Source organism: Bacillus sp. DJP31, assembly GCF_049310945.1.
Lineage (GTDB): Bacteria > Bacillota > Bacilli > Bacillales > SA4 > Bacillus_BS.
On record NZ_JBMERO010000002.1, the window covers coordinates 265,883 to 291,328 of the forward strand.

22 protein-coding genes, 1 pseudogene and 1 other annotated feature are annotated in these 25,446 nt (G+C 37.5%); of the genes and pseudogenes, 5 read left to right on the forward strand and 18 right to left on the reverse strand.

Translation table 11 applies throughout. The features are described 5' to 3' along the window. Position 1 precedes the first annotated feature (1 nt). The 5 genes from ACOI1C_RS03745 to ACOI1C_RS03765 all read right to left on the reverse strand — a co-directional run bounded on the left by ACOI1C_RS03745 (position 2) and on the right by ACOI1C_RS03765 (position 5,811). On the reverse strand, positions 2 to 598 hold the full coding sequence (locus ACOI1C_RS03745) for a TetR/AcrR family transcriptional regulator (protein ID WP_422508114.1): 597 nt from the start codon (positions 596 to 598) through the stop codon (positions 2 to 4). A gap of 157 nt (positions 599 to 755) precedes the next feature. After that, on the reverse strand, positions 756 to 2,438 hold the full coding sequence (locus tag ACOI1C_RS03750; RefSeq protein WP_422508116.1) for a long-chain-fatty-acid--CoA ligase: 1,683 nt from the start codon (positions 2,436 to 2,438) through the stop codon (positions 756 to 758). A 789-nt stretch (positions 2,439 to 3,227) separates the two neighbouring features. Then, complete coding sequence (locus tag ACOI1C_RS03755; protein ID WP_422508118.1) at positions 3,228 to 3,386, reverse strand: hypothetical protein; 159 nt, start codon at positions 3,384 to 3,386, stop codon at positions 3,228 to 3,230. 622 nt (positions 3,387 to 4,008) lie between these two features. Then, on the reverse strand, positions 4,009 to 4,299 hold the full coding sequence (locus ACOI1C_RS03760; RefSeq protein WP_422508119.1) for a hypothetical protein: 291 nt from the start codon (positions 4,297 to 4,299) through the stop codon (positions 4,009 to 4,011). A gap of 951 nt (positions 4,300 to 5,250) precedes the next feature. Continuing rightward, the gene (locus ACOI1C_RS03765) at positions 5,251 to 5,811 is read right to left on the reverse strand and encodes a hypothetical protein (RefSeq protein WP_422508121.1); all 561 of its coding nucleotides are present in this window, start codon (positions 5,809 to 5,811) and stop codon (positions 5,251 to 5,253) included. 671 nt (positions 5,812 to 6,482) lie between these two features. Between ACOI1C_RS03765 and ACOI1C_RS03770 the strand changes: the two genes are divergently transcribed. Further along, positions 6,483 to 7,355 (forward strand): transposase, encoded by an 873-nt coding sequence (locus tag ACOI1C_RS03770; protein ID WP_422508123.1) that lies wholly within the window; start codon positions 6,483 to 6,485, stop codon positions 7,353 to 7,355. 826 nt (positions 7,356 to 8,181) lie between these two features. Here ACOI1C_RS03770 and ACOI1C_RS03775 read toward each other — a convergent pair. The 5 genes from ACOI1C_RS03775 to zapA all read right to left on the reverse strand — a co-directional run bounded on the left by ACOI1C_RS03775 (position 8,182) and on the right by zapA (position 13,629). Continuing rightward, positions 8,182 to 8,592 (reverse strand): DUF350 domain-containing protein, encoded by a 411-nt coding sequence (locus ACOI1C_RS03775; protein WP_422508125.1) that lies wholly within the window; start codon positions 8,590 to 8,592, stop codon positions 8,182 to 8,184. 19 nt (positions 8,593 to 8,611) lie between these two features. Beyond that, complete coding sequence (locus ACOI1C_RS03780; protein WP_422508127.1) at positions 8,612 to 10,972, reverse strand: endonuclease MutS2; 2,361 nt, start codon at positions 10,970 to 10,972, stop codon at positions 8,612 to 8,614. Between the two features lie 28 nt (positions 10,973 to 11,000). Continuing rightward, positions 11,001 to 12,713 carry a DNA polymerase/3'-5' exonuclease PolX gene (gene polX / locus ACOI1C_RS03785; RefSeq protein WP_422508129.1) on the reverse strand — a complete coding sequence of 571 codons (1,713 nt, stop codon included), beginning with the start codon at positions 12,711 to 12,713 and terminating at the stop codon, positions 11,001 to 11,003. A gap of 106 nt (positions 12,714 to 12,819) precedes the next feature. Further along, entirely contained in the window at positions 12,820 to 13,362 is a 543-nt protein-coding gene (locus ACOI1C_RS03790) for a CvpA family protein (RefSeq protein WP_422508131.1), read from the reverse strand. Positions 13,363 to 13,368: 6 nt separating this feature from the next. Next, positions 13,369 to 13,629, reverse strand: coding sequence for a cell division protein ZapA (gene zapA / locus ACOI1C_RS03795; RefSeq protein ID WP_422508133.1), 261 nt, complete (start codon positions 13,627 to 13,629; stop codon positions 13,369 to 13,371). 131 nt (positions 13,630 to 13,760) lie between these two features. Between zapA and rnhC the strand changes: the two genes are divergently transcribed. Further along, positions 13,761 to 14,696 carry a ribonuclease HIII gene (gene rnhC, locus ACOI1C_RS03800; protein ID WP_422508135.1) on the forward strand — a complete coding sequence of 312 codons (936 nt, stop codon included), beginning with the start codon at positions 13,761 to 13,763 and terminating at the stop codon, positions 14,694 to 14,696. 102 nt (positions 14,697 to 14,798) lie between these two features. On the opposite strand, the gene ACOI1C_RS03805 is transcribed toward rnhC, so the two are convergent. From ACOI1C_RS03805 to ACOI1C_RS03825, 5 genes are all read right to left on the reverse strand, one after another. Next, complete coding sequence (locus ACOI1C_RS03805; RefSeq protein ID WP_422508137.1) at positions 14,799 to 15,230, reverse strand: hypothetical protein; 432 nt, start codon at positions 15,228 to 15,230, stop codon at positions 14,799 to 14,801. A gap of 566 nt (positions 15,231 to 15,796) precedes the next feature. Further along, entirely contained in the window at positions 15,797 to 18,214 is a 2,418-nt protein-coding gene (pheT, locus tag ACOI1C_RS03810) for a phenylalanine--tRNA ligase subunit beta (protein ID WP_422508139.1), read from the reverse strand. 15 nt (positions 18,215 to 18,229) lie between these two features. After that, positions 18,230 to 19,264, reverse strand: a complete 1,035-nt coding sequence (pheS, locus tag ACOI1C_RS03815; RefSeq protein ID WP_422508141.1) for a phenylalanine--tRNA ligase subunit alpha — start codon at positions 19,262 to 19,264, stop codon at positions 18,230 to 18,232. Positions 19,265 to 19,312: 48 nt separating this feature from the next. Beyond that, positions 19,313 to 19,548: a binding site (T-box leader), on the reverse strand. A 63-nt stretch (positions 19,549 to 19,611) separates the two neighbouring features. Continuing rightward, positions 19,612 to 20,331, reverse strand: coding sequence for a TIGR02206 family membrane protein (locus tag ACOI1C_RS03820; protein ID WP_422508143.1), 720 nt, complete (start codon positions 20,329 to 20,331; stop codon positions 19,612 to 19,614). Between the two features lie 37 nt (positions 20,332 to 20,368). Beyond that, entirely contained in the window at positions 20,369 to 21,127 is a 759-nt protein-coding gene (locus tag ACOI1C_RS03825; RefSeq protein WP_422508145.1) for a TrmH family RNA methyltransferase, read from the reverse strand. Between the two features lie 126 nt (positions 21,128 to 21,253). On the opposite strand from ACOI1C_RS03825, the gene sspI reads away from it, so the two are divergent. Continuing rightward, a complete protein-coding gene (sspI, locus tag ACOI1C_RS03830; RefSeq protein ID WP_422508147.1) occupies positions 21,254 to 21,463 on the forward strand; it encodes a small acid-soluble spore protein SspI in 210 nt (69 codons plus the stop codon). A 273-nt stretch (positions 21,464 to 21,736) separates the two neighbouring features. On the opposite strand, the gene ACOI1C_RS03835 is transcribed toward sspI, so the two are convergent. Together ACOI1C_RS03835 and ACOI1C_RS03840 are read right to left on the reverse strand one after the other, a co-directional pair. Beyond that, positions 21,737 to 22,795, reverse strand: a complete 1,059-nt coding sequence (locus ACOI1C_RS03835) for a M42 family metallopeptidase (RefSeq protein WP_422508183.1) — start codon at positions 22,793 to 22,795, stop codon at positions 21,737 to 21,739. Between the two features lie 101 nt (positions 22,796 to 22,896). Continuing rightward, positions 22,897 to 23,388 (reverse strand): dUTP diphosphatase, encoded by a 492-nt coding sequence (locus ACOI1C_RS03840; protein ID WP_422508149.1) that lies wholly within the window; start codon positions 23,386 to 23,388, stop codon positions 22,897 to 22,899. 105 nt (positions 23,389 to 23,493) lie between these two features. On the opposite strand from ACOI1C_RS03840, the gene ACOI1C_RS03845 reads away from it, so the two are divergent. Together ACOI1C_RS03845 and ACOI1C_RS03850 are read left to right on the forward strand one after the other, a co-directional pair. Then, the gene (locus ACOI1C_RS03845; protein WP_422508151.1) at positions 23,494 to 23,907 is read left to right on the forward strand and encodes a sigma-w pathway protein ysdB; all 414 of its coding nucleotides are present in this window, start codon (positions 23,494 to 23,496) and stop codon (positions 23,905 to 23,907) included. 58 nt (positions 23,908 to 23,965) lie between these two features. Then, positions 23,966 to 24,121, forward strand: coding sequence for a hypothetical protein (locus ACOI1C_RS03850; RefSeq protein WP_422508153.1), 156 nt, complete (start codon positions 23,966 to 23,968; stop codon positions 24,119 to 24,121). A 136-nt stretch (positions 24,122 to 24,257) separates the two neighbouring features. Here ACOI1C_RS03850 and ACOI1C_RS03855 read toward each other — a convergent pair. Then, positions 24,258 to 25,271 (reverse strand): annotated as a pseudogene (locus tag ACOI1C_RS03855) (ISL3 family transposase); the annotation flags it as partial. Positions 25,272 to 25,446 lie beyond the last annotated feature (175 nt).

Below are 25,446 nucleotides of genomic sequence, written 5' to 3' on the forward strand. Positions count from 1 at the left end.
ATCAAGTAACAGATTGAGAGTATCCACACCCATTAATTAACAATTGATTCACAGGTTTTACGAGCTGAATTAAATCATACTTTTGATCATTCATCACCCAGCTAGTGACTGTTTCATCAATTGTACCAAAAATCATTTGTCTAGCTAACCTTATATCTAAATCAGGACGAAACTCCCCACTAGTCATTCCTGCTTTCACAATATGGTCAACGACAGCTAAGTAGCCCTTCAATACCTCATTAATTCTCAAGCGAAGCTCTTTATTGGATTGACGAAGCTCTAGCTGTGTGACAACTGCTAAATGGGGGTCTGAACCTAGATGATGAAAATGCATTTCTACTAGATTATATAATTTTTCTGCTGCACTAGGAATACCTGAAATTTCATTCTCTAGGTTTTCTACAAACATTCCCATTTTTTCTTCAAATAAGGAGACTAAAATATCCTCCTTATTCTTAAAATATAAGTATATTGTACCGTCAGCGACTCCTGCCGTCTTAGCAATCTTAGACACTTGTGCATGATGATACCCATTTTCGGCTATGACAATGACTGCTGCATCTATAATTTGCTTGTATTTTGGTTTGTTCCGTTTCAATGTACTTTTTCTCCTTTTATTAGCTCTAATTTTAGTAAAGCTAATAATGAATGATTATTCATTCATATTTTCATTCTAATTGACCGACACTTACCTGTCAAGAGGTTGAAATGCAATATGTAAAGGGGGCAAAAATCGCCCCTTTTTGGATTCTTAGCTATTGAGCCTTTGATTGTTTTTCCTTCTCTTCTTCAACAAGAGCTCGCCTTAAAATTTTTCCAACAGCTGTTTTGGGCAGCTCTTTTCTAAACTCATAGATTCTCGGTACTTTAAAAGCGGCTAAATGCTTTCTCGCAAAAGCATCAAGTTCTTCTTCAGAACTGTTTGCACCTTCTTTAAGGACAATGTAGGCTTTTACTGTTTCTCCGCGATATGGATCTGGAATACCTGCAACCACTACTTCTTGCACCTTGTCGTTCTCATAAAGTACTTCTTCTATTTCACGTGGATAGATGTTAAATCCACCAGCAATAATCATATCCTTTTTTCGGTCAACAATATAGAAATAACCTTCTTCATCCATATACCCAAGATCACCGGTGTAAAACCAACCATCCTTTAATACAGCTTCTGTTTCTTCAGGTTTATTCCAATACCCCTTCATCACTTGTGGCCCTTTGACAATTATTTCACCAATTTCCTTAAAGTCAGCCATTTCTCCTGTCTCCATTGAAATAATTTTTGAATCAGTACTAGGCCAAGGGACACCGACACTTCCACTAATTCTTTTTTGCCAAAGGAAATTTGCGTGGGTGACGGGAGAAGTTTCAGTTAAACCATATCCTTCGACTAGCTTCCCACCCGTTACTTTTTCAAATTTTTCTTGAACCTCTACCGGTAAAGGGGCAGACCCACTAATACATGAGTCTATGGACGATAGATCGTATTTTTGAATATCTGGATGGTTTAGTAAAGCAATATAAATCGTTGGTGCACCTGGAAATAAAGTTGGTTTTTGTTTCTGAATCGTCTTCAGTGTTGTTTCTGCATCAAACTTTGGTAAGAGGATCATTTGAAAGCCCTGCATAATCGATAGATTCATAACCACAGTCATTCCATACACGTGAAAAAACGGAACAATACCAAGGATTTTCTCTTCGCCTTTTTTGCACTTATACATCCAGTAATCACACATTTTCGTGTTGGATACAAGATTCTCATGGGTTAGCATCACACCCTTCGGAAACCCCGTTGTCCCTCCCGTATACTGAAGCAAAGCAACATCCTCTTTAGGATCAATCTCAACTGTTATTTCTTGATCTGGAGTAGTAGCTAAGATGGTCTTAAATAAATGATTATCCCCTTGATGCTCAACTTTCACTACAATACCGTACTGCTTTTTTTGAATGGAAGGGTAAAGTAAATTTTTAGGAAACGGTAAGTAGTCTTTAATACCAGTCACGATGATATTTTCTAAATTTGTTAGTGCCTTTACCTTACTAACCCGAGGGTATAAAAGGTCTAAACAAAGAATAACCTTTGCGCCTGAATCGTTTAATTGGTACTCAAGCTCACGCTCCATGTAAAGAGGATTCGTTTGCACAACAATTCCACCAGCGAACAGGGTACCATAATATCCAATAACAGCTTGTGGACAGTTCGGTAGCATAATCGAAACTCGGTCACCTTTCTGAAGCCCAATCTTAATTAAATAATTGGCAAACTGTAAGGATTCTTTATAAAGCTGCCTAAAGGTCATTTCTTTTCCTAAAAAGTGAAGCGCTTTCTTTTCAGGGTAGTTCTTTGCCGATTCTTGTAAGTAATGGTGGACGGTCTCTCCATCGTAAGTGATTGTATGTGGAATCTCAGAAGGATAATTTTCAAGCCAAGGCATACTCATCTGTATCTTGCCTCCTTCTCTATAATAGAAAATATTTATTATCTTTATTATAGTACACAACTATTTGCGTGACAATTATAATAAATTAGAAAATTTAGAAATATCCACAGTCTGGCCTACTATAGGTTGGTCCAACTATTTACGCAATTTCAATATCTCTAGACCGAAATTATTCACAGGAAAAAAGAAATTGGAAAAGGTCTGAATCCCTTCAAGTCTGACCCTAGAGCCCCCACCCTAGTTCTACTTCAGAACTAGAGCGATTCCCGTTGTAGTTCCAGTTATAGGACGTATTGCAGAACAAATAAAAAAAGCTTTTAAAGAAAGTAAAACAACTTTCAAAAAGACCCCTGTTCTAAAATAGAACACCCCTTTAATAAAAAAGAGCACTTCAAAATTAAGCAGATATAACCGGATTTTAGGTTTTTTATCTAGAACTTCTTCCATAACCTGATAATCACGAACTGGATAATCTAGCTTTATAGATGGGAGAGCTCAAAATTCGAGGATGATAAGTAGATAACATTTGTTTTTAAAAATTTGTCAAATCTCAAGTGAACTAGCTATCTAAAGAAACAATTAGATAATCGAAGAACCTTACTTTAAATTATTAAGCTATTTTATGTATGAGCCAGAGGACAAAATTGAAATCTTAATAAGAGTACTTGAAAAAATGGAAGTAAGTAGGGGGTCTGATGGGGAATTTTTTCGAACCTTCGGTTATATTTCTTCTTTATCTCTAAACGAGACCAACAAAAGGGCAAACTTATTCCGTCATCAATTTTAATCTTACAAAAATTGGTAGTGATAGGCTGATAGCTTTCTCCAACCACGGTATAGTTGTCCTGTTTCTTGAACGGACATAAAAGCTAAGGTGTGTGCAGTTAAGATGCATCTATCTATATGTGCTTCGACCGCCACTTTGCCTCGTTTATGAACTCTTCGCATACTAAGCCCTTCTTTGGCCTGTGCGTTTACCCGTTCAATGGCAGTACTCTCCGCAAATTTGGTTTTAAAAGATTGAAGATGCTGTGGAAATTCTTTATCAATTTGTGGAGCTAATGATTGTTGTATGCGAACTGTTCTTCCAGTTCTTGCTCCCTTACAACATTGAATGTGACAGGCCTCTGTGCAAGTAAGTCCTTCCTGTAAATACTTGGGGTCAAATACTGGACACGTCCAAATATATTGTTCTTTTGTTGCATAGAGTCCTTTTAGAATTAATTGTTGCCGCTTATGCAGTGAGGAACACCATACTTATCAAGCTTTGTCATTCCAGGTAAATTCAGTTCCTGATCTTTTATTTTTCTTGATTTATAGGAGAAAGCAGTTTAGCCTGAATAATTTCTTTTGTTTGTTTTTGATTTTCTTTATTTTGATAGATTCCACCTGCGCTCACATATTGAACATCTTTCAGCCAATCTTTTGGAAGATCTTGTGTTACTTTCTCTAAAGTAGTCTTTAGCGTTGTACCATCATGCTGGCCACCTTTAAAAACACTCCTAGATAAAGGTAATTCTGACTTTACGCCACAAACTAGTGCTACTTTGTGGGCGATATATTAACGGTGTTACTTTTTCTCATGAGTCCAACATTGTCCCGCCAATTGTTCTTCTTTCTCGATAATACCTTGTTCGATGTTAAATTGAACCATCAGTTGTCTTGCCTTTTCCCACAATCCATTTTCAATCATAATTTGATCAAAACGCTCAAAGGTTCTGAGGCATGGAACCTGTGTAAAACCACAGACGGTCCGGAAATCCGAGTTTCCGGCAACTTGAAGATGAACACTAGAGACCATAACTTCAACGTATAGAAGGGGAGGTAGGAAAATAATTCTTCCTGGTTTATGTCTGAACAACCTTGCTTCTTCTTGTTAGAATAGCGCTCAAATCGAGCCTGAGCAAATTCTTGTTCAATGGGAGCGAAAACACCCTCCCATGGAAAGTCTAGCGCCAGTTTTACATAAGGGAGATGGCGCAAAGAGGAAAAGTCTTCTTGCATAATTGAAAATGATGGTTGGAGGTAAGTTGCATTTGAATGAGATTTTGGTATAATAGATGCAGCCATAATGGACTCCTTTTGTATTAGTTGATTAGTCACTTCTATTTTACCAAAGGAAACTCATTATGGCTTTTCTTTTTGCCCGAACGGGCAATGTTTCTACTTACCACAAATACCCTGTAAAAAATTAGTAGGTACATATTAGGAAATTCCTGATTTTGACCATATTTCGTCCAAAATGGCATTTGACAAATTAAATCGGACTCGTTCCAAGGAGTAGCTGCGGGAACTCATTTACAATAAACATTAAATTAGACAACTGGTACCAATGGCTGGGGATTTTTGTCCGTTGGCTCTATATTTCCCAAAACAGAAAACCTGAAATTTGAGCAAATATGCCCGAATTTCAGGTTTTTTGTTTTGGTTAGTTCCGATTACTACCCTTTTGTAAACTAAAGTAAATTTAATTTACTAGATTAGAATTCTTGTAGAAAGATTTAAGGGATTATATTCTATCAAGAAAAAAAGGGATAAAAAACACAAAGGAGATACTTACTACTAAAAATGATACTCCAACCCAAAGATAATTTTTAGTACGAATTGAGTATACTAGCTGAAAAAGAAATGCTGTGATAGGGAACATCATAAATAGAAATAAATGTGCCCAAATAGATTTTGTAGCGAGAAAGAGAACTGCTGATACTACAAGTAAGAGAATATATAGTACTTTACCAAAGCTTTTCACATTATCACCTCTTGATGAAAATTATAATCAAAAGATCCCTCCTAAGAAAGTGGGGTCTTTTATTTACCTTGGTGTTGGAGTCGATGACCAACCGGCAGTCCAATATTGAACTTGTACTGGAGTAGTGAAATTGCTGTATTTGTAATGGACTAAAGTATTTTTTATTTCATATAAATCATTGTAATCATTCCAAGCTTCTGTTTGCCATGTACCTGTATAAGTAGTAGGTACCGATAATAGCCATGAGGTCATCGGAACGCTTGCCCAATGCTCATATTTAGATTGACTAAATTTAGCAGGTGCTTTTTTCCATAAAGCAGCAGCAATAATCCCTGCAACAATTTCAATATCCTTATTACTATTTGTCCTAACAATTCTTTCTGTAAGCATCCTAGAACCAGGCTCGGTTACGGGCACAAAGTTCGGTCCGCCAATAGCTGCACTTGTTGCATAACTAGACTTTACAGAGGATGGAAATACTGCTTGATTGTAAAGACCTTGGATCATTTTCTCAGTCAATTCAGTATCTGAAATCATTTCTAAACCATTATAAACATACTTGTAAATTGTTGTTCCTTCAGTAGGCGCCCCTACTGTATTGGCTGATACGTCACTTGGAGTCAAGATCATGCTGAAAGTGAATATAATCGCGAGTAGTGAAGCTGAAATTTTTTTTATTTACTTTCTCCCTTCTTCCTTTAATTTTTTTAGATAATTTTCAGTAGATTTCAACTAAATTACTTTTAGTGGTAATTCTGTTAAACTATGAAAATAAACCTATTTTAAGTATAGGTGAACAATCGCACTTTATATATTGGGAAAATAGCACCCCAAAATGCCGTTTAATTCACCTAAATCCCATATGTTTTTCCCAATACACAGATCATCGATAAAATGTTATAATAGTAAATTTGTGTTTAGTTTCTGCTTTTGCATGAGTTCCAATTACATCCATTATGAAAGCTTTAAGCACAACAACACAATTCAAATATACCAGAACGAGATAATCACGTTCTGGACAATAAAGTCTAAATAACCTAGGAACTTGAAAATCAACTCCCATAATTAATCACGAGTGTTGATTATCCAAGATTAGGCAGACTTATCCCTTGGGAATTTCTGTGCTTTCTCAGAATTACAGCCAATTCTGAACCCCAGTCAATTGGTAAGTTGTCTTTTAGAGCCTGTTCAAAAAGCCCTTAAAATCTTAAAAAAACAAAAATACACCTTAGCGAAAAATGGTAAAATGGAAGTGACCAAACCACCAAAAATACCAATTTGCGAGGTGCATTTTCATGGATATGCAGTTAGAACTGCTTCCTTACCATTACTATAACACACTCGGTTTTGACGTCGAACTAATTGATTATATTAATTTGGTAGATGATTCGATTGTGTTAGAGAAAATTAAACCACTCTTCAAAGACGGAGGACGACCTCTTGTAGATCCAAGGACTTATTTTCGAATGCATTATCTCTACTTTACTCGTCCTGAAATCACATCTTTTCGTCAACTTTGTAAGCAGCTGATTGATCCCAAAAATCATGCTTGGCGCAACTTTATTGGCACTCCGAACATAAATGATGTGCCTGTTCACAGTAGCTTAAGCCACTTTCGAAAGGCAGTAACAGTAGAGTTGTTTTACGAAATTTTATTTGATCTCATCCGTCAAGCTTTGAAATTAGAGGGCTTCTTACCTGCCACACTTGCCGGCATTGATTCGAGGCCTGTTTATGCAAATGTGAATGGGTATAAAAAGAAACGATGCAACTGTGAAAGTAAAAAAACATGTGATTGCGAAAAGACCTATTCCGATCCTAATGCAAAAGTGGGAGTCCAACGAAATAAGGCCAATCAAAACAAGTTTTTCATTGGATATCGTAAGCATTCAATCGTGTGCCCTACCCCTAACGGGCAAGTAGTCTTACTATTCATTATTCTTCCACCCGATACTTCAGACGTAAATGTACTTCTTCCATTGATTGAAAAACTCAATCAAATAGGAGATTTAAAAGTGGATTTTCTGGCTGCTGATTTAGGATACTTTAGCGCTGAACATCAGATTGCTTCATTGGTAGAACACGATGTAGTAGTTGTGACGAACACTAAGGAAAACACTATTATCCCAGAAAATTGTTCCCCGAAGGGGAAACTAACATCTCTTTAGTTTGTTCTTCGCTTGAAATACTGTTACCTGTAATATCCACATCTTTAAACTGATATGTATCAAACTTTTCACCCTCTACAATTTCACTAGATTTAAAGAGTTTTTTAATTTTCTATAACTCTTTATCAGTTGGTAAATTAGGGGAATTGTTAGTACCTGTTGCACTGACAGTGCCTATACATTAATCACCTAAAATATACAAAAAAATACAATTATTTTAATAAATTATATCCCAGATTATTCATAAAGTAGATTCTCTCCGAGAATTATCCATAAATCAAAAGGTTTCTGAGAACCAAGTTCATTTTTGAGAGTTTTCTTTTTAGTTCATCTATTTTTCTAGACATTTGAGCGATACTGTTCCAATGAAGAATCTTCATAATTCAAAAATGGACAGACCTCTCTCTTTGTACCATATTAATCCTTACTCTTTTGTTGAAAGATAAGCTATTTTCTTGTAAACTTTTCATATGGAATCCCTTCCTCTTTCTTGTTTTTTAGTGGTGATTAAAACATATCAAAGTTAGGGATTCTTTTCATTTATTTTCACTCAAAAAGTGAAAATAAAAAAGCGAGAACTCCTTAGTGTTATAAGGGATTCTCGCTTTTTTGTGTACTCATATGAATAATGTAGGCTAGAATATAAACTATTTTATAGGTATAAGGGTTTTAGGATTTTTGAAATAAAAAAAAGAGACGTAACTAGTCTCTCATGCAATAAATATCATATAAATCATACCTATTAACAAAAACACACCACATAATATAAGTAAAACCTTTGCTAATGTTTCCATACAATCTCTCCTATTTACCGTTCCAAAATTACTTAAGACCCAATCCCAGCTCCTACAACGTAAGACAATCCGATTGAAATCATCATTGAGATCAAGCCAACGGCCCGGTTATCCTTTTCTATTTCTTCATCAATACGAAAAGTTGGAGTGAGGAACTCAAAAATAAAATAACCAATTAGGAGTAGTAAAAACCCAAAGAAGCCCCACCCTATCATTGTGATTAATGTATCATGATCTGCAATGGAGTAGCGAAAGATATTGGCTATCCCAAAGATTTTCCCACCTGTTGCCATAGCGACAGCAAGGTTTCCGTTTTTGATTTGTTCCCAATTTTTGTACTTTGTAACAAGCTCAAAAATGGTTAAGAACAACACTGCACATAAAACAACAACACTGTAATTGGCCGCTGATTGGATGTACTCATTTTCCCAAAAGCTATTCATACCTTCACTCTCTCCTTCCTTACTTTAACTCAATGATGGTAACCCCAGTTCCACCTTCAGAAGCTTCACCATATCGAGCTTTTTTGACAGATCGGTGGTTTTTCACATACTCCTGTACTCCAATACGAAGTGCTCCTGTTCCTTTTCCATGTATGATTGAAACCCTCGGATAACCTGCTAATAGCGCATCATCAATATATTTCTCAACCTTCATTAAAGCATCCTCGAACCGTTCCCCACGCAAATCTAGCTCTAGCTTCACATGAGAATCTAATCCTCTAACAGTCGCTAGAGGCTTTGTTTCAACAGGCTTTGCTCGACTCACATATTCAATGTTCTTTTCATTTACTTTCATTTTCATGATCCCAATTTGGACTTGCCAATCATGACTGCTAACCTTTTCAATTAAGTGTCCCTTTTGGTTTAACGTTAGAATTTGCACTTCGTCACCAGGCTCAAGCTTGTTTGAGTAAGCTGTTGATTGTTTCGTAACTTTCTTTTTTTTCACTAATTGAGGGGCAGCACCTTCTAATCTTTTACGAGCCTCAATTAGTTCATGATCCTTTATCGCGGAATGCTGAAGTTTTTGCAATCCCCTCAAGTGCGCAATAATTTCTTCTGCTTCCTGTTTTGCTTTTTCAATAGATTCAGCTGCTTTTCGTTCTGCCTTTACATACATTTTGTCTCTTTTTTCATTAAATTCATTCACTTGTTTTTGAAGATCTTGACGGGTCTCCTCCGCTTCTTTTCGAAACGCTTTTGCTTCCTCCATTTGTTGCTCGGCCATCCTCCGATTATCTTCAAGTGAAGCAATCATATTCTCGACTTGATTGGTTTCAGAGCTTACATGAAGTCTTGCGTTTTCAATGACATCCTGATGTAATCCTAATCGTTTTGATATCTCAAATGCATTACTACGACCAGGCACCCCGATTAATAATCTGTAGGTTGGACTTAGTGTTTCAACATCAAATTCAACACTTGCATTACTAACCCCTTCACGGTTGTATCCATACGCTTTTAGTTCTGGATAGTGAGTGGTCGCGATCACTCTCGCACCACGCTTATATACCTCGTCCAAAATAGAAATGGCTAGTGCTGCCCCTTCTTGCGGATCTGTTCCTGCACCTAACTCATCAAACAGCACAAGGCTTTTGGAATCCACATTTTTTAGGATTTCAACAATGTTTACCATGTGAGAAGAAAAGGTACTTAAGCTTTGTTCAATGGATTGCTCATCCCCAATATCTGCATAGACAGATTGGAACACGCCCATCTCTGAACCATCTAATGCCGGGAGTTGTAATCCTGATTGAGCCATTAAGGTAAATAGTCCAACTAGCTTCAATGTGACTGTTTTACCACCTGTGTTTGGCCCGGTTATGACAATACTTGTAAAGTCTTTTCCAAGTTCTACATCGTTTGGTACCACTACATCATTAGCTATTAAAGGGTGTCTAGCTTTTACTAATTTAATATAGCCTTTATTATTCATGATTGGCTTTGAGCCTTTGATCTTCTGACTGTAAGCGCCTTTTGCAAACATAAAATCAATCTCTGCGAGGAGGCCAACATTCTGAATTATTGGATCGGCCTCCACTGCTACTTCCTTTGAAAGCTCCATTAAGATTCGCTCAATTTCAATATGTTCCTTTAGCTTGGCTTCATGTAATTGATTATTTAATTCCACAACGGATTGTGGCTCGATGAATAGTGTGGCTCCTGACGCCGATTGATCGTGAACCGTCCCACCAAATGCACTGCGGTATTCCTGCTTTACAGGGATCACATAACGGTCATTTCGAATGGTGATTATGGCATCTGAGAGCATTTTTTGAGTAGTGCTAGACTTGACCATATTCTCTAACTTTTCTCTGGCTCTCGATTCAAATGTTTTCATTTGTTGGCGGAGTGTCTTTAGCTTTTCACTTGCACCGTCTAACACTTCTCCATGATCACCAATACAGAAATTGATCTTTCTTTCCAAATCAAGTAAGACAATTAATTCAACAGCAAAGCCTTCAAGAAATGGAATAGAAAGTTCAGCTTCTAGTAAATCTTCAATAAACTTCTTAACCTGCCTTGTTGCATATATCGTACTTGAAATATTTAATAGTTCATGTGGACTTAGCGTGCTTCCGATTTTGGCACGTTTGGCAAAGGCACTTATATCATAAATTCCACCGAGCGGTATATTTCCCTTTAAACGAAGAACATTTGTGGCTTCGTCTGTCATCTCTTGCCACTTTACTGCATCTTCAAATGAAGTAGTAGGTGTTAATTTTTCTATTTTTTCTTTTCCAAGCGATGAGGCTGCATGCTTAGCAAGCTGAGCTTTCACTTTTCCATATTCTAGTACTTTCAATGTGCGTTCTAGCATGATGACAACACCTTTCCCTATATGCCTCTTACTGATGTCTGTGTAAAAACGCCTTCAACTGTTCTAGACTCCAGGCATTCACTACATTTTCTTTACGGATCCAACCCTTTTTTGCTACGGAGACTCCAAGATCCATGTATCCTAACTGATCGATATGATGAGCATCCGTATTTATGATCACTTTTACGCCTGCATCCTGTGCCTTCTGTATATAAATAGAAGATAGGTCCAAGCGATTTGGGTTTGCATTTAATTCGAGTGCTGTATTTGTCTCTCGAGCTAGCTCAATTAACATGTCCATATCGACGTCATACCCTTCTCGTCTTCCAATTAATCGACCTGTTGGATGAGCAATTATATCTACGTGAGCATTCGTAAGTGCATTCTTTAATCGTTTCATGATGGTTTTTTGGTCCTGTGAGAAACTAGAGTGAATGGAAGCAATAACAATATCCATTTCTTCTAATAGTTCATCATCATAATCTAAACTTCCATCAGGTAAAATATCCATTTCAACACCTGTTAATATCGTAAAGTTTTTATATTTTTGATTCAATCGTTTTATTTCTTCATGTTGCCTTTTCAGCCGCTCCACTGTTAATCCATTAGCTACGCGTAAATATTTAGAATGGTCAGTTATGGCCATATAAGAGTACCCACGTGCTATACAAGCTTCTGCCATTTGCTCGATTGTATGTGCACCATCACTCCAGGTTGAATGCATATGTAAATCGCCCTTGATGTCTTCAATTTTAACTAAAGGAACCTGAGCTCCAAAAATTTCTATCTCTTTGTCTCCAACCCGAAGCTCAGGTGGAATATAAGTCAATCCAAAATACTGATAGAATGCTTCTTCGGTTTCAAAGGTAGTCACTTCTTGGTTCTCGATATTCTCCACACCGTATTCGCTGATCTTTAAACCACGCTCTTTGGCAACCTGCCTCATTTTAACATTATGATCTTTCGATCCTGTAAAATGATGAAGCGTTGTAGCAAATTCCTTTGGTTTTACAAGTCGAAAATCAACGGATACCTCATACTCATAGTCTAAAACCAACGATACTTTCGTTTCGCCACTGGCGATCACATCTTTTACTTTATTAATACGAAGTAATTGCTCTTTTACAGCTATTGCGTTATAGGTCGAAATGATAAAATCTAGGTCCTTAATGGTTTCCCTAACCCTTCTCAAACTACCTGCACGTGAAAAGGAAACAATTTCAGTCATACCACAAAGATTGCTTTCTATTTCTTGAGCGATCGGGAGCATAAACGCAATAGGTAAACGATCTGGTCGATTTCCTACCTCTTGAATGGCTTGAAGAATTTTTTGTTCCGACTTTTCACCAAAGCCTGCTAAGCCTCTAATTTTTTGTTCCTCACACGATTCCTTTAAACCATTTATATCTATTATTCCAAGTTCTTTGTATAGCTTGGCAATTTTCTTTCCACCTAGTCCTGGTAGCTTCAATAAAGGGATTAGTCCTGGTGGAACTTGTGCCTGCAATTCCTCTAATACATTTGAATGTCCTGTTTGCAAGTACTCCTCTATCACAGCTGCCGTTCCTTTACCAACCCCAGGTAAAGCAGTAATATCATCTATCTCTGTTATAGGGCGTTCATCCTGTTCAATGGATATGGCAGCTTTTCGAAAGGCAGCCGTTTTGAACGCATTTTCACCCTTCAATTCCATATAAATCGCAATCATTTCTAATAATTGAGTAACGTCTTTTTTATTCATGGTTAACACCGTCCAGTAAGTTCTTATAAAAAGGATACAAGGAAATGAGGAAAATGTACAATCTATGCAAAAAACTCCCATTACATTGTAATGAGAGCTCGTACGATTAGAGATTTATACTTTCAATCCAAAGATCACGAATGGTTCCAGAAAAAATAGGTGTATGTTTTACAATGGTCATCGCGATAAAGGAATCTTGCATATGAACTTGTATATTTTCAACCGGTACCAATGCCCCTATATAAAGTAAAATAAAGACGATTAAGTAGACTTCAACAAAACCTAATACTCCACCAGCCCATCCATTAATTTGCTTTAGAATTGGCATATGAGCAAGGAAATCTAGCATGGAACCTAGTATTTGCATAATAATTTTTGTTCCGAAGAAAAGAAGGGCAAATGCGATGGCGTTATAGTAAGCCAGCTCTAAATTTTCACTACTAAAGATAAGCGACATCATACTTCCATCACTTAGTTCTGGATAGGGAACCCACAGCTTTAGTTTTGGTGCAAGATCATCATAATACAAATAGGATACTATAAACGCTGCAATAAATCCTGTTAGATGAACGATTTGGAGTATGAAGCCGCGTCTTAATCCAATGATGAAACCTATACCAAGAATAAGTAAAATTGCTAAGTCTAGCATAGTATGTCAACCCTTTTCAGTCTTAATTTTTTCTAATATCGCTTCTAGTTCATCTTTTACTTTTAAGTAATCATGAACGACATTGACCGCAGTTAAAACAGCCAGCTTACTACTATCAAGTGTCGGATTCTTCTCACTAATTTCTCTCATTTTATCGTCTACTATTGAGGCAACTAATCGTATAAAACTAGTACTCTCACTACCGATTATTGAATATTGTTGCCCATATATATCTACTGTTGTCCTTGTCTTTTTCTGTTCAGACATTAGTGTTGCCTCCCGCTCATACAAGAATCCTTGTAAATATGATAACACGAACCTATACTATTGGAAAGAACTAGTATAAGTAGGTTATGATGATACAAGTAAAGTTTACTCGCCCTAGGAGGAAATCTGTTTTGTCTACTAAAGTTATCGTAGTAAATCAAGATACAATGAATAAAATGAAAGAACACTATAAACCCTTTTTACTAGATAAAATTCCACCAGGTGGAGTGTTTGCGGCTAAGCCTCCCACTTGCATGGTTACGGCCTATCGCTCTGGAAAAGTTATGTTTCAAGGTGGTCTTGCGGATCAAGAAAGTAGTAATTGGGAAGGACAACCTTCTGTTTCAAAGCCTAAATCATCTAGTCCAAAAGCTAGGTCAGACCAATACTCGATTCCAGTAGATATTAAGAATTTGGCCATTATTGGTTCTGATGAAGTTGGGACTGGTGACTATTTCGGCCCAATCACCGTCGTTGCAGCATTCGTTGAACCCTCGCAGATGGACCTTCTAAAAGAGCTTGGCGTTAAGGATTCAAAAGACTTAAAGGATCCTCAAATCATTAAAATTGCAAAAGACATTATTAAAATTGTTCCTCATAGCTTACTCATATTACATAACGACAAATACAACACCATTCAAGAGCGTGGAATGACTCAAGGAAAAATAAAATCATTGTTACATAATAAGGCGTTAGCCAATGTCTTGGATAAAATATCGCCCACAAAGCCAGACGGCATTCTCATCGACCAATTCGCCGAACCAGATGTGTATTATCGTCATATTAAAAATGAAAAACAAATCATCAAAGAAAATGTTTATTTTAGTACGAAAGCAGAAGGCGTTCATCTTGCCGTTGCAGCTGCTTCTATCATTGCTAGATACGCTTTTGTAAAAGAATTCGATAAGCTAAGTGAAAAAGTAGGGGTCACTTTACAAAAAGGGGCAGGACCGGGAGTGGACAGGATTGCGGCTCAGCTTATTAAATTAAAGGGAGAAGAGATTCTAAGAAGTTCAGCGAAGCTTCATTTTGCGAATACTGAGAAGGCGAAGAAGCTTATGAGATAATTAAAAAAGTTTGTTTGAGTAATTTAAAAATGATCAAGCAAACTCTTTTAAGTATTCTTTCGTACTATCATTATTCTTGTTTTTAAAGATCCCCCACATAGATCAAAGGTATGAATTTACATTATTTAATTTATCAGGATTCACAATATTATAAATGGCTAGAATTCTACTTTGCTCGATCTCAAAACCTAGAACAGCCCAAATACCTCTTGAATCCTCTAAAACGATCCCAGTTGACCCGTTTATGTTCTTTAAGGATATCTTCAACTCTTCTTGTTTCATGCTGTGAAGTAATTTTGAAAGAGAAGACAGTAATTTTGTAACCCTTGTTTGACCGTAAATAGGATGAATCGCTGCATTGGTCTTTCCGCCGCCATCAGAATAGTAGACAACTTCCTCATGTAAAATGTTTATCAATCCAATCATTTCTCCCTTACTAAAAGCAGAAATGAATTCACCTATTAATTGATCATGATTTTTTTTTTGTGAATCAGTTGATGGTTTCCTATATAATTTAGGAAGCTCCTTCTTCACCCTACTTAAGATTTTTCTGCAATTCGGTTCATTTTTTTGCACTATATCTGCAATAACCGAATACTCATACTGAAAAACTTCACGTAAAATAAATATGGCTCTTGCGTATAAGCATTTAGAGAAGTAAGAATTTTAATTAAAATACTGATTATCTTATCCCACTAGCTCAGAATAAGTAGTCGTGTTGGTGTTTTTCTTTAAGCTCTTTCTCTAAAAAGTGGTCAAGCAACCCTTAAATAAATGAGTTGATTGGAACAGTTGGTGCTAGGGCACCTGCTTAGAGCAGTGGGACAGGTGAGACTCAACGCAAGGCGTTCTCGGCCGAGGAAGCTCACCGCCCACCCCGGGGAATGATGCATCCTCTCGTTACAATCAACCCCTATTCTAAAATGCAACAAAGTTTTTCGAAACCAGATTTTCTATAGAAAATCCCAAATAGACACAGACTTGACCTTTTCTTAAAAACAATTGGTGTCGGAGAATTTCGTTCTGAGTTAAAAGGATAATCATAATAAAAAAATGACCTAGTAGCTCTCGCTAATAGGTCATTAATCTATAGAGATATATTATCCCCTCAACACTGCACCTGTCTTTTTTTCAACAGCTTTTAACACTTTCCCATGTGCATTCACTACATCTTCATCAGTAAGCGTGCGTTCTGGATCAAAATAACGTAATGAGAAGGCAAGTGATTTCTTACCCGCTTCCATTTTTTCTCCTTCATATAAATCGAACACGTGGACATCTTTTAAAAGTTTTCCTCCGGCAGAAACAATTACTTGTTCGATTTCTCCAGCGGATATTTCTTTCCCAACCACTAGTGCAATGTCACGAGTGATGGAAGGATATCTCGGAACTGGAGCATAGTCTACTTTTGCTCCAAATAATGTTGAAAGCTTTTCTAATGACAATTCATACACATACGTTTCTTGAAGGTCTAGCTCTTTTTGAGTGGCAGGATGGATTTGTCCGATAAATCCTACATATTGACCACTTACAAATATGTGAGCCGTTCTACCAGGGTGTAGATCATTTCTTTCTGCTGCTTTGTATTCAACTGATTTGACGCCAATTGTATCAAAAAGTCCATCAAGAATTCCCTTTACCACATAGAAATCAACTAGTTTCTTTTCACCCTGCCATAAATGAGTATGCCATAGACCTGTTACAGCACCTGCGATTTTTTCTTCTTCGTTTGGCAATTCATCCTTAGCCCTTGGAATGAAGACGGAGCCAATCTCATAAAATCCTAACTGATCTACTTGACGATGTAGATTGTACTTAACAACATCTAGAAGGTGAGAAACTAATCCTAAGCGTAAAACACTACGGTCCTCGCTCATTGGCATCAATAATTCTACCGGCTGTAATCTCTCTTCCTCGTTTAAGAAGCGGTGAACCTTCTCCTTACTAGTTAGTGAGTAGGTTGTCGCTTGATAAAGTCCAGACCCTTCAAAAAACTTGCGAATTTGTCTACGAAGCTGTTGTCGTTCTGTTAAACGACCCGGTGTTTGCGCCCCTGCTGGTAGAGTAATTGGTAGACGATCATAGCCATAAAGTCTTGCTACCTCTTCAACAATGTCCTCTTCAATCGTAATATCACCGCGACGTGAAGGGATTGTTAGTTTAAACACATGATTATCTTCTGTGTAATCAAATTGAAGACGGCGTAGGATATCTTCGACAACTTCAGTCGTCATTTCTGTTCCTATAACTTTGTTGATTCTTTCTAAACTGATGTTTACGATAGCAAGTTCCACATTTAATTCATTTACTTCTACAGTACCTTCAAGGACAGTCCCACCTGCATACATCGCCATAAGCTGTGCTGCACGTTCAGCTGCTTCATGCGTACGTTTTGGATCTATTCCTTTTTCAAAACGAGTGCTCGCTTCACTTCTTAGGCCATGATCCTTGGAAGTTTTACGCACGGAAGCACCTGCAAAATACGCTGATTCAATCAAAATAGTTTTTGTATCGGATTGTACTTCTGAAGAAGCACCACCCATTACACCAGCTAGTGCAACAGCTTCTTTACCATTCGTAATAACTAAATGATCCGCTTTTAAAGTTCTTTCAACATTATCAAGGGTCACTAATTTTTCATCTGCATGAGCTCTTCTTACTAGGATCTCTTTTGAACCTAAACGATCATAATCAAAAGCATGAAGTGGTTGACCATATTCTAATAAAATGTAATTTGTGATATCAACGATGTTACTAATAGGACGAATTCCTGCACCCATTAATCGACTTTGCATCCAGTATGGAGAAGGACCAACTACTACATTCTTCACTACTTTTGCCACATATAAAGGATTATCATCTAGTGCATCTACGCGTACCTTAATATAATCACATGCTTTTTCTACACCTGGATTCACTTGAATTGTCGGAAACTTCACCTTGCGATCTAGTATCGCCGCAACCTCAAAAGCAACACCCAACATACTCAAGCAATCAGAACGATTTGGTGTTAAGCTGAGTTCTAAAATTTCATCGTCTAGGTTCAGTTGAACTAAAGCATCTGTTCCAACCGGGGCATCGCTTGGGAATACATAGATTCCTTCTGCAAACTCTTTTGGAACAAGCTTCCCTTCAATACCAAGCTCTTGAAGCGAGCAGATCATTCCGTTTGATTCTTCCCCACGAAGCTTTGCGCGCTTGATTTTGAAATCACCTGGTAACACAGCACCAACAGTTGCCACAGCAACCTTCTGTCCCTGAGCTACATTTGAGGCACCGCATATAATTTGGACAGGTTCTTCCAAACCTATATCTACTAAGCATTTATTCAATTTATCTGCATTCGGATGTTGTTCACGCTCTAAAACATGACCAACGACAACACCACTGACTCCCTTATTTAGGACTTCAACACCTTCTACCTCAATCCCGCTTCTTGTAATCAATTCTGCGAGTTCCTCGGCTGTTACTCCTGACAAATCTACATATTCACTTAACCATTTGTATGAAACAAACATTGTATTCCCTCCCCCTTACGCTCGTTTGAACTGTTCTATGAAACGACGATCGTTTATATAGAAATTTCGAATATCTTCAATTCCGTACTTCAACATCGCAATTCGTTCAGGTCCCATTCCAAAGGCAAACCCTGTGTACTTCTTAGAATCAAATCCTGCCATCTCCAACACATTGGGATGAACCATACCCGCACCTAGAATTTCAATCCAACCGGTTCCCTTACACACATTACAGCCTTCACCGTTACATATCTTACATGAAATATCCATTTCAACAGAAGGCTCGGTGAATGGGAAAAAGCTAGGACGCAGACGAATATTACGGTCAGCACCAAACATCTTTTGTGCAAACACACTTAGCGTCCCTTTCAGGTCACTCATTCGAATGTTTTCATCCACGACTAATCCTTCAATTTGCGTAAATTGGTGTGAATGTGTGGCATCATCATTGTCACGGCGATACACCTTACCAGGACAGATGATTTTAACGGGACCTTTCCCAGCATGCTTCTCCATTGCTCTAACCTGAATCGGTGAAGTTTGTGTACGTAATAAAGTGTCCTCTGAAATATAGAAGGAATCCTGCATATCACGAGCAGGGTGACCTTTAGGTAGATTTAACGCTTCAAAATTATAGTAATCACTTTCTACTTCTGGACCTTCTGCAATTTGATAGCCCATACCAATGAATCGATCCTCTATTTCTTCAACGATAGCTGTTAAGGGGTGGCTATTACCCTTTCGAACTGGTCTTCCTGGAAGTGTCACATCGATTTTTTGTGAGGCTAGCTTTTTCTCAATTTCAGCTTTTTCAAGAGTTGCTTGCATTTCTTCAATGGCATTAGTAATCGCTTCCCGAACTTTATTGGCTACTTCTCCGATAACTGGCCGTTCTTCAGCTGAAAGCTTACCCATTCCTTTTAACACTTCTGTGATAGGTCCTTTTTTCCCTAAAAAGCCAACACGAATATCGTTTAGTGCTTTTAGATCATTTGTCTCTTGAATTTGCTTCAATGCTTCTTGCTGAAGCTCTTGTAAACGCTCTTGCATGTGTTACTCCTCCTCTTTTTTTCCAAAATAAAAAGCCCTCTTCCCTGGTAAAGGGACGAGGACTTGATTTCGCGGTACCACCCTAATTACTAAAACTGTTTTGTTTTAGTCACTTCATTGTCATAACGGTTCTTCACCGGAGCACCTTTACGGAATTTAACCGGTCCAAGTGTCAACTCAAGAGGTGAATTCACTTATGTCTACCATAAAAGTGCTTTCAGTCTACGGCACTTTCTCCCTTAATGGCGATTTAAAAAGCTACTAGGCTCTATCAACGTTTTTTATATTTATTATGTAATTTTATACTATATGATATTACCTTAAAGTGTTGACAAAAACAAGTCGATTTAGACTTTTGTTCTTTTTTGGATCAGCCAAAATGGCAAATATAACAAAGTAAACAAAAACACTGTAACTGCCTCTAAAGTAAGAATGTAGTAAGGATAAGGTCCTAAGAAATCTAGTAAACTAGCATTCGTTGGCTTTCTGGCTAAAAACATGTAGTTACCACCTGTCCATTTATTCACCCAAAAGACGAAAAATGCGATGACATTTAGTGCAAAGATTGCCTTCCAAATTGAATAAAACGTTGGATAGAATTTTTCAATCCAGACCATATATAAGCATGAGAGCATAATAGCGATATGGGCAATAAAAAAATGAAAGTATCGGTAATGCGGAAAGTCAAAAAACAGTTCCGGTGTAAGTAAAGCTTGTGAAGCTCCTGCGAGCCCGAAGAAGTAAGCCACCTCAAACACGCGATAGCTATTCATGATGAGCATGATGATACTAAGAATTAAAGAAATAGAGCAGAGTTGAAGAGGTAAAGTATCATAAGGATCCCACATATCTGCCCCGGCAAACCAAATCTGTAAAGAGATCTCACTTACAATTAGTAGACCTATTAGTGTATTTCGAATCCATTTTTTTCGGTGTTCTACCTTCAGCGAGTTTCGATACGTGAACAATAACACTGCAAAAAAACCAAAGAGGAGGATCATACTTAGATGTGAGATTGAATATGCGACAAACGGATCCACTGCTTTTGAAGCAAAGAAGCTTGACATCACATTCCCACCTTTCAATTTTTTCGGTTGCTGTAAATTATTTAGCTTGTAAATAATACAGCAATATACCAGCTGCAACTGTTACATTTAAGGATTCTGCACTCCCGTAAATGGGGATATAAAGATTTTGATTGGTTACAGATAACCATTCCTTTTGAACACCTCTACCTTCATTTCCAACGATAAGTGAAAATGGCTGAGTAGGTGTAACATTTATGTAAGGTTCAGCATTTTCTAAGGAAGTACCATAAACAGTGTGTCCAAGACTTTGCAGCTTTGGGATCCATTCATTTAGACATCCCTTTACAATTGGGATATGAAAAATAGAGCCTTGAGAAGCACGGATAACCTTACTATTGAAAACATCAACTGTACCCTCTCCTACAATTACTCCACTGATACCTGCAGCATCCGCTGTTCGAATCAAGGTACCTAGGTTCCCCGGATCTTGGACAGCATCAATAAGTAAGTAAGCACCTGTTGCTGCCTCATCTAATTTGTGTTGTGGTTTCTTACAAATGGCTGCTACTCCTTGTGGGGTCTCGGTTTCTCCAAGCTCGTTCATTACCTCCTGCGAAACGATAATCACTTGTAGCTCATCCAGATTCCATTTTGAGGGTACTTGAAAACTCTCAGTTAGTAAAATCTCTTCTATGTATCCTTTTTTCTTTAATGCTTCCTCAACAAGATGTGGGCCTTCAATGATAAATTTCCCTGTGTTATCTCGTTCTTTTTTCATTTGTAGTTTTTTCCACTGCTTTACTTGGGGGTTAAGTCTTGATTCAATGCGTTTCATGTTCTCTCAAGTCCTTTACATTCATTGTATGTTACACCATTATATATTAATCCAAATACATATTTAAAGCATTCTTGTAGAAAGCTAAATCTGTGTTAGTCAATTTTTCCAAAAGAGGTGTATGAGATGAATTTAAACTTACGTAATGCCATTATTACAAATGTACAAGGAAATAATCATCAAGAGCTAGAAGACACCATCCTAGATGCGATTGAAAGTGGGGAAGAAAAAATGCTTCCGGGACTTGGTGTACTCTTCGAGGTAATTTGGCAGCATTCCGAACAAAATGATAAGCAAGAAATGCTAACCACTTTAGAGCAAGCGTTGAAAAAGTAAGGAGCAGATAGCCGCATTGGGCTATCTTTTTTCTTTAGATTTTAATAATCTAATCGAACAAAAGGCGCAAGCGCCACGTTTTGCCTCAGGCATAGCAAATGTTCCTAAAAGAAAAAAAGGGTGGTCTTCTCTTTTATTCTTTTAGGGTTATTTGACCTCGAGGGTCTAGGCGCTGGAGCTAGACATAGATCCTGTTTGAAAAAACTTATACTTTCTTATCTTTTTATAAAAAAAGCAACATAACAAATCGTTATGCTGCGCTGCTTCCTTAACTTACCCAAAAGTTATTTCTTTGACTGTATCTGCATCTAATTTCTTAATAACCTCTGTAATTAATTTAACGGCATTCTCGTAGTCATCACGGTGTAGCATCGCTGCATGAGAATGAATATATCGAGTAGCTACTGTAATGGAAAGGGAAGGCACACCGTTTGCTGTCATATGAATGGCACCAGAATCTGTCCCTCCCATAGGAATCGCATCAAATTGATAGGGGATGCCTAACTCATCGGCTGTATCTGTAACAAATTCACGTAATCCTTTATGTGACACAAGAGATGCATCATAAAGGATAATTTGAGGTCCCTTGCCCATTTTACTTGACGCTTCCTTGTCAGAGATTCCTGGAGTATCTCCGGCAATACCAACATCCACTCCAAAACCAATGTCAGGCTGAATCATTTGAGCTGACGTTTTAGCTCCACGTAATCCTACTTCTTCCTGAACCGTTCCAACGCCATATAAAACGTTTGGATGGTCTACACCTTTTAAATTCTTCAATACGTCAATGGCAATTGCGCAACCAATACGATTATCCCATGCTTTTGCTAACAGCATTTTTTCATTTTTCATAACTGTAAATTCAAAATATGGAACGACTTGATCTCCCGGTCTTACGCCAAATTCCATGGCCTCTTCACGACTAGAAGCCCCGATATCAATAAACATATCTTTAATGTCAACTGGCTTTTTACGGGCTTCAACTGAAAGAATGTGAGGAGGCTTCGAGCCGATAATTCCCGTAACATCACCAGATCTAGTGGAAATGGTCACTCGTTGTGCAAGCATTACCTGCGACCACCAACCACCAACTGTTTGAAAGCGCAAAAACCCCTTATCATCTATTTGCGTGATCATAAATCCTACTTCGTCTAAATGACCTGCAATCATAATCTTTGGACCGTTTGCATCTCCAACTTTCTTCGCAATTAAACTTCCTAGTCCGTCTGTTGTCACTTCATCAGCAAATGGCTCTATGTATTTCTTCATTACATCACGTGGTTCTCTTTCGTTACCTGGTATACCTTTAGCATCGGTTAATTCTTTCAACATAGTCAATGTCTCGTCTAATTGTTTTTTCAAATTGATAGACCCCCTTCTCATATGAATTCATTATATCGGATTCCGAATGAAATGTACAAAATTATCAGAAATTAATACCCAGTATTTTGTCGTTCATGATTTATGGTATTTTTCTGCATATATGCCTGTTCTATTTCATCAAAGCCGAACTGTAAAGCCTGTCCAAGTGCAAAATAACCTGAAACTAATTGATGGTATCCATCCCTAGTAGGATTCCCAGCAAAATCATGTATGTGAGCATATACTTTAATAAATATAGAAACCAGATCAGTATTAGTAACTGAAATCCCTATGTTAAAAGAATCCTTATGGAAATCTTTCTCAATCCCCAATGATAGTATGAAGTGAATGCCATCCACATATTCCTCTAACACTACTTCCTTAGATGAGGAAGGCTTTTTACTCCAAAATTTAAAGCACCTAGTTTCATTCGCAAGTTCGCCAAGCTCTACTAATAAGGCAAGCACTTTTCGCTCAAATAAGGATTCCTTTTCAAGACCATGTTCCATTTTAATTCTCTGATCAAGCTCTTGCTGCATTTCAAATAAATGATTTAAATTCAATTCAAACACCTCCTTTTTTATTATAACAAAAAAGTTTTTGAAACCTTACTATAGCTCAAAACGTATATAAGACTAATAGGAACTTGTTCGTAGGAGGCCCATGTTATGATCATTTTATTATTCCGTCTGTTTATAGTGTTTGCCATTGTCACCCTCATTTATGTCGGAATTAAATATGTCGTAAATCCAAAACGTAAACTAGAGCTAGCACAGGAACAGAAAAATTTTTATATCCACGACGATAAAGAAAACGTGCATAAGAACTTTTTTATTACCTATAAAGGGGCCATGTTTGAAGGAGAGAAATATTTAGGGACAACGGAAAACTCATTTGAGGTAGTTAGCATAAATGTTTCCGTTAAGCGCGCAGCAAGCTTACAAGGTTTTTCAAAAGACGATTTTTATTTTATAGAGCGAGAAATCTTAATTATGTATCCACAATCAACCGTTCATTGGAAAAGTCCTATAAAAGAGCTTGTTCAAAAAGCCCCTAAAAAAATAAAAATGCCCCTTAGCTAAAAATGGTAAAATGAAAGTGTCAAACAACCACAATACCAAATCAGCGAGGTGCATTTTTATGGATATGCAGTTAGAACTGCTTCCTTACCATTACTATAAGACACTTGGTTTTGACGTTGAACTAATCAATTATATTAACCTGGTAGACGATTCAATTGTGTTAGGGAAAATAAAAGGCTCTTCGCTATTTAGTGTTGAAAAAACAATTTACTAGTACGCATTTGAATCTAGCAATCCTTGTTTGCTACCTTGCAGGATCTCAGATTTTAGGTAGGTAGTCAAGGAGTGCACTTGACAACCTACCTAAAATCTAAGGGAGTATCGGCAAGCAAACGAAGGAACAGCTGTAGTCATGATTCAACAATCAAATCCAGCTTGTTCACTGTTGCATAGATCATGGAAATAAAGTTATCTGTGGAACGATATCCACGAGCTTTTCTTTTGGATGCTTGAACTAAACCATTTATCCCTTCAAGTAGCCCATTAGTCATCTTGGTGACAAACCATCTTAGGATGCCGTCCTTATGCTTTTTTAGCGACTTTGCTAGCTTGATCATGGGTTCAAGTTGTGAGCGAATTGCCCAGTCATACCATGCATCAAAGTAGTTGTCAGAAGTGATAGGTGATTGGGTCCACATTTTTTGTAGGGATAATTTCATACGATATGCACGGCCTGTCGCTAAGTCCATATCCTTTAGTTTGGCAAACGTAACCTCCTGTTTTTCTGTTAAGTTTTCTTGGTTCTTCAGCCATACATAGCGTGAATTTTTCAGTAATGGCTGAGTAGCTTGTTCTTGTCTTCGTACTTTATCTAGAGCCTCATTCACCAATTTCATCACTTGAAATTTATCGTAGGTAATTGAAGCATTGGGGAATTTTTTTTCAATACCTGAAATAAATGCGGGGGACATGTCGGAACAAAATTCTTTGATTTGAGTGCTCAAAACCCCTTTACTATCAAGGAATTCGCAAAAATCTTGTAATACATCTGCACCCATACCTACTGTGACAAATAGTAGCCGTTTGGTATCTATATCAATAAATAATGTCACATATTTATGTCCCTTTGTACGTGAAGTTTCATCCATGGCGACACGGGTTACGTTAGATACGTCGATATTTTCCATCGCTTTATCCACATAATAATTAAATACGCTCCAAAGACGGTTGTCATGTTCACCAACTTTACGGGCTACAGCTGCGACTGGCATGTCAACCATCAGTGACATAACATGGTTTTCGAATAATAAAGTTAATCCTGCACCAGGTCGTGCCCAACCAATGACAACCGTACGTATTTTTCCACATGATTCACATGTAACTCGTGGCATTCTTGCATGCAGAACGGTGCGATATTGCCAAAAATCAAGATGTCTATTCTTTCATAAGGCGTACCCTCCTAAGTAATCTACTAGTTTTTACCTAGTATAGACAACTTTATGAAACAGTAGACTAAACACTAAATAGCGAGGAAGCGTTTTTTTCGAGTTCCTTCTTTCTGTTGTACAATTGTTTCTCCGAAGTCCACTTGAAGTTGCT

Bases quoted from the DNA above. Each gene is read 5' to 3' on its own strand.
- ACOI1C_RS03750 (WP_422508116.1), bottom strand. From the start codon at position 2,438: ATGAGTATGCCTTGGCTTGAAAATTATCCTTCTGAGATTCCACATACA.
- ACOI1C_RS03755 (WP_422508118.1), bottom strand. From the start codon at position 3,386: ATGCGAAGAGTTCATAAACGAGGCAAAGTGGCGGTCGAAGCACATATA.
- ACOI1C_RS03770 (WP_422508123.1), top strand. From the start codon at position 6,483: ATGGATATGCAGTTAGAACTGCTTCCTTACCATTACTATAACACACTC.
- ACOI1C_RS03775 (WP_422508125.1), bottom strand. From the start codon at position 8,592: ATGAATAGCTTTTGGGAAAATGAGTACATCCAATCAGCGGCCAATTAC.
- ACOI1C_RS03780 (WP_422508127.1), bottom strand. From the start codon at position 10,972: ATGCTAGAACGCACATTGAAAGTACTAGAATATGGAAAAGTGAAAGCT.
- polX (WP_422508129.1), bottom strand. From the start codon at position 12,713: ATGAATAAAAAAGACGTTACTCAATTATTAGAAATGATTGCGATTTAT.
- ACOI1C_RS03790 (WP_422508131.1), bottom strand. From the start codon at position 13,362: ATGCTAGACTTAGCAATTTTACTTATTCTTGGTATAGGTTTCATCATT.
- zapA (WP_422508133.1), bottom strand. From the start codon at position 13,629: ATGTCTGAACAGAAAAAGACAAGGACAACAGTAGATATATATGGGCAA.
- pheT (WP_422508139.1), bottom strand. From the start codon at position 18,214: ATGTTTGTTTCATACAAATGGTTAAGTGAATATGTAGATTTGTCAGGA.
- pheS (WP_422508141.1), bottom strand. From the start codon at position 19,264: ATGCAAGAGCGTTTACAAGAGCTTCAGCAAGAAGCATTGAAGCAAATT.
- ACOI1C_RS03820 (WP_422508143.1), bottom strand. From the start codon at position 20,331: ATGTCAAGCTTCTTTGCTTCAAAAGCAGTGGATCCGTTTGTCGCATAT.
- ACOI1C_RS03825 (WP_422508145.1), bottom strand. From the start codon at position 21,127: ATGAAACGCATTGAATCAAGACTTAACCCCCAAGTAAAGCAGTGGAAA.
- sspI (WP_422508147.1), top strand. From the start codon at position 21,254: ATGAATTTAAACTTACGTAATGCCATTATTACAAATGTACAAGGAAAT.
- ACOI1C_RS03835 (WP_422508183.1), bottom strand. From the start codon at position 22,795: ATGTTGAAAGAATTAACCGATGCTAAAGGTATACCAGGTAACGAAAGA.
- ACOI1C_RS03845 (WP_422508151.1), top strand. From the start codon at position 23,494: ATGATCATTTTATTATTCCGTCTGTTTATAGTGTTTGCCATTGTCACC.
- ACOI1C_RS03850 (WP_422508153.1), top strand. From the start codon at position 23,966: ATGGATATGCAGTTAGAACTGCTTCCTTACCATTACTATAAGACACTT.